This is a genomic window from Novosphingobium sp. KCTC 2891, from assembly GCF_025938155.1.
In the GTDB taxonomy this organism is placed as follows: Bacteria; Pseudomonadota; Alphaproteobacteria; order Sphingomonadales; family Sphingomonadaceae; genus Novosphingobium.
In genome coordinates, this window is sequence record NZ_JAPCZG010000027.1 from 1 (window position 1) to 3,960 (window position 3,960).

Sequence of the window (3,960 nt, forward strand, 5' to 3'; positions counted from 1 at the left end):
ATGGGTTACCGATTGGGCGTGGACGTCGGGGGCACTTTCACCGACTTGCTGCTGTTCGATACCGACACGGGTTCGTTCTGGCGGCACAAGACGCCGTCCACCCCGCATGACAGCTCGGAGGGCATCCTGAACGGGGTGACCGCGATCTGCGCGCAGGCGGGCATCGGCGCTGGCGCGATCGACTATTTCCTGCACGGCACGACCGTTGCCACGAATGCCGTGCTGGAGGGCAAGGGCGCCCGGGTCGGCCTCGTCACCACCGAAGGCTACCGCGACATCATGCAGATCGCGCGCAGCTTCGTGCCCGGCGGGCTGGCCGCGTGGATCATCTGGCCCAAGCCCCAGCCGCTCGCCGCGCTGGAAGATACCGTCACGGTCAAGGGGCGCATGAACGCGGAAGGGCAGGAAGTGCGCCCGCTCGACGAGGCCGATGTGCGCTTCCAGCTGAACCGGCTCAAGGCCAATGGGGTCGAGGCGGTCACGGTCAGCCTGATCAACGCCTATGCCAACGGCGCGCACGAAGCGCGCATCGGTGAACTGGTGGCCGAAGTGCTGCCGGGCGTGCCGGTTTCGCTCAGCCACGAAGTCCTGCCCGAGATGCAGGAATACGAGCGCACGCTGACCACCGTGGCCAATGCCTCGGTGCGCCCGGTGGTGGGCAAGTACGTTTCCAACCTGCGCGACCGGCTGGCGCGCGAAGGCATGACCGGCAAGCTTTCGCTGCTGCGCTCCGACGGCGGGCTGATGAGCGCGGAAAAGGCCGAGCACCACCCGGTCAACATCCTGATGTCCGGCCCGGCGGGCGGCGTCACCGGCGCGATCTGGGTGGGCCGCAATGCCGGCATCCGCAATATCCTCACGCTCGACGTCGGCGGCACCAGCACCGACGTTGCGCTGATCGAGAACCTTGAACCGCGCCGCCAGCGCACCACCGAGGTCGGCCACCTCTCCGTCCGCGCCTCTGCGCTGGACGTGAAGACGGTCGGCGCGGGGGGCGGTTCGATCGCTTATGTTCCTGAGCTGACGAGAGCCCTTCGGGTCGGGCCGCAGAGCGCAGGAGCGGTGCCGGGGCCGGTCGCCTATGGAAAAGGCGGCACGGCCCCCACCGTCACCGATGCCAATGTCGTTCTGGGATACCTGCCGGAAAACCTGCTCGGCGGCACGTTCAAGCTCGACCGTGAAGGCGCCAAGGCGGCGGTGCAGACCGTGGCCGATGCGCTGGGCATCGACCTGATGGCGGCGGCGCGCGGCATCATCGATATCGTCAACGAGAACATGTTCGGCGCGCTGCGCATGATCTCGGTGCAGCAGGGCTATGACCCGCGCGATTTCGCGGTGATGGGCTTTGGCGGCGCGGGGCCGCTTCATGTCAACGCGGTCGCGCGGCTGATGGGCAGCTGGCCCGCGATCTCGCCCGTCAGCCCCGGCGTGCTCTGCGCGCTGGGCGATGCCACCACGCGGATGCGCACCGAGACCGCGCGCTCGTGGTCGCGGCTGGCGTGCGACACCCGTGCCGAGGACCTGGTCGCCGTGCTGGACGAGATGGCCGCGCAGGTGCGGGGCGAACTGCTGTCGGACGGGGTGCCCGAAGCGGAGATCGCCACCGCCTTCGAAGTCGACGTGCGCTATGCCGGGCAGGCCTTCGAAGTGCCGCTGACGATCACTGCCGAAGCCCTCGCCGGAGACGGCATCGCCGGCGTGCTGGCGCGCTTCGACGAGGAGCACAAGCGGCTGTTCACCTTCAACATGGACACCCCGCACGAGATCGTGAACCTGCGCGCCGTGGCGCTGGGGCGCGCGCTCGACCTGCCGGCGGCCGAACTGGAGAAGGGCGACGGCGATCCCTCTGCCGCCAAGGTGCGCGACCACGTGCTGTGGATGGACGGACGCGAACAGGCGGCGGTGATCTATGACCGCGCGAAGCTGCGCAGCGGAGACGTGATCCCCGGCCCGGCCGTGGTGTGCGAGATGGATTCGACCACGCTGATCGAAAGCGGCTGCGTCGCCACCGTCGACCATGTCGGCAACATCCTCATCAACCTGGCCTGACGAAAGGGACAAGACCCATGCCTGCCACCATCGTCCAGACCAACCAGACCCCGTTCGCCAAAGTCGCGATCGACCCGGTCACGCTCGACATCATCGAGAACGCGCTGCGCAACGCCCGCGTCGAGATGGACGCCACGCTTGTGCGCACCGCGATGTCGCCCGGCATCCGCGAACAGGGCGACGCCTTCCCGCTCATCGCCGACCATGAAGGCCGGATGATCGTCGGCCAGTTCGGCAGCTTCATCGGCGGCTTCCTCAAGAACTTCGACGGCACGCTGGAGGACGGGGACATGATCTTCCTGTCCGATCCCTATTCGGTCGATGGCGCGATCAGCCATTCGAACGACTGGCTGGTGCTGCTGCCGGTGTTCAAGGACGGGCGGCTGATCGCCTATACCTCGATGTTCGGGCACCAGTCCGACATCGGCGGCAAGGTGGTCGGCTCGATGCCGATCAACGCGCGTTCGATCTTCGAGGAAGGGGTGCGCATCCCGCCGGTGAAGATCTGGAAGAAGGGCGAATACAACGCCGACCTGATGAAGCTGGTGATGCACCAGACGCGCAAGCCCGACTGGTGCGCGGCCGATCTCAACGCGCTGATCGCATCGTGCCGGGTGGCGGCGCGGCGGGTGGTCGAGATGGCGACCCGCTTCGGCGACGATGTCTATGTCTCGGCCACGCAGGAACTGCTCGCGCGCAACCACCGCGCGATGAAGACCCTGCTCACCCAGGCGATCGGCGAGGAACCCGTCAGCTTCGAGGACTACATCTGCGACGACGGCATGGGCTACGGCCCCTACCGCATCCGCTGCACGATGCGCCGCGAAGGCGAGAAGGTGATCCTCGACTTCGACGGCACCGATCCGCAGTCGTCGGCCTCGATCAACTTCTTCCTCAACGAAAACATGTTCAAGATGTTCTTCGGCATCTACATGATCATGGTCTTCGATCCGCAGATCCTGTTCAACGACGGTTTCTACGACCTGATCGACGTCCGCATTCCGGAAGGCTCGCTTCTCAAGCCCAAGTTCCCCGCCGCGCTCTCGGGTCGCACCCATGCGCTGGGCCGCATCTTCGATATCCTGGGTGGATTGCTGGGGCAGAAGACCCCGGAATTCCTCAACGCGGCCGGTTTCTCGTCCAGTCCGCACCTGTTCTATTCGGGGCATGACCAGCGCCCCGGCAAGGGCAATGCGTGGTTCCAGCTGTTCCAGATCGGCTTCGGCGGCATTCCGGGCCGGCCGCTGGGTGACGGGCCGGACGGCCACTCGCTCTGGCCGGGCTTCACCAACGTGCCCAACGAGTTCCTCGAGCGCTACTTCCCGATGATGATCGAGCGCTACGAGACCGAGCCGGATTCGGGCGGCGCGGGCCTCCACCGCGGCGGCAACGGCATCCACATGACCTACCGCTTCCTCTCGCCCGGCACGATCTCGATCCACGACGATCGCTGGTTCGTGCCGCCTTGGGGCGTCAACGGCGGCGATCCCGGCAAGCGCGCGCGCAAGGTGCTGGAAAAGGCGGACGGCACCCAGGTGATCGTCGGCAACAAGGTGGAGGACGTGGACGTCGAGGCCGGCGACCAGCTCCACTTCATCACCTGGGGTGGCGGCGGCTGGGGCGATCCGCTGGAACGCGATCCCGCGCTGGTCGGCAAGGAAATCGTGCAGGGGCTGGTGACAGCGCAAGGCGCGCGCGCCTATGGCGTGGTCGCGGACGCGCATGGCGTTATCGATGCTGCCGCCACCGAGGCCCTGCGCACTGAAATGCGCAGCGGCCGCGGCGCGCTGCCCGTGTTCAACACCGGCCCCGGCATCGAGACGCTGCGCGCCAACTGCGAAGCGGAAACCGGCCTGCCAGCGCCCCTGCAACCCCAATGGCCGCACCTCGAAGCGGCGGAGTGAGACGTGA

2 protein-coding genes are annotated in these 3,960 nt (G+C 67.1%); both read left to right on the forward strand.

Features of this window, described 5'->3' with window-relative positions:
* Positions 1-2,049 (forward strand): hydantoinase/oxoprolinase family protein (locus tag OLX02_RS20085; RefSeq protein ID WP_264425727.1); only part of this gene is annotated, 2,049 nt, incomplete at its 5' end.
* 17 nt (positions 2,050-2,066) lie between these two features.
* A complete protein-coding gene (locus tag OLX02_RS20090) occupies positions 2,067-3,953 on the forward strand; it encodes a hydantoinase B/oxoprolinase family protein (protein WP_264425729.1) in 1,887 nt (628 codons plus the stop codon).
* Positions 3,954-3,960: the final 7 nt, after the last annotated feature.